General features: G+C 37.4%; 1 protein-coding gene. It reads left to right on the forward strand.

The features are described 5' to 3' along the window. Window positions 1-39 precede the first annotated feature (39 nt). On the forward strand, window positions 40-546 hold the full coding sequence (locus ACP45E_RS01975; protein WP_017038894.1) for a YgjV family protein: 507 nt from the start codon (window positions 40-42) through the stop codon (window positions 544-546). Window positions 547-580: the final 34 nt, after the last annotated feature.

The following is a 580-nucleotide window of genomic DNA, read 5'->3' on the forward strand; positions in this document are numbered from 1 at the left end:
TTGCCGCTTAGCAGAGCGTTATATTTATAGGAGGCTACAGTGACACCATTTTTTATATCTCAAGTCTTAGTTGCTATAGCTATAGCTATAGTCTTTGATCTTATGTCGTTTCAATTCAAAGACAGGCAGAAAATTGTTACTTGCCTCTTTTTTGCAGGGACACTAATTTCGAGCCATTTTATCTTGCTTGAGCAATGGACTGCAGCAAGTTTAATGGTAATAGCGACTATTCGTTATTTGGTCAGCGTGTTTTCAACGTCACCAAAGCTTAAATATTTGTTTTGTACAGCTTCTATAATCTCAGCAGTAGTTACTTACTCTGGGTTAGTAAGTGTTTTAAGTTGCTTTGCTTCCGTTTTCCAGACAATAGCTGCGTTTAACAAAAATGATCGTCGCTTAAGAGAGTTCATGATTGTTGGAACGGCTCTTTGGCTCTTACATAATTATTTAATTGGCTCACCGACAGCTGTGGTTATGGAAATCCTATTTATTTCTAGTAACTTAATTGGTTATTATCGCTACTACTACAGAGCAGCGGCAGTATAAATATAACAAAGCGTTTAAGGCAGATTCGCAACGC

Source organism: Vibrio genomosp. F10 str. 9ZD137, assembly GCF_049974785.1.
GTDB lineage: Bacteria > Pseudomonadota > Gammaproteobacteria > Enterobacterales > Vibrionaceae > Vibrio.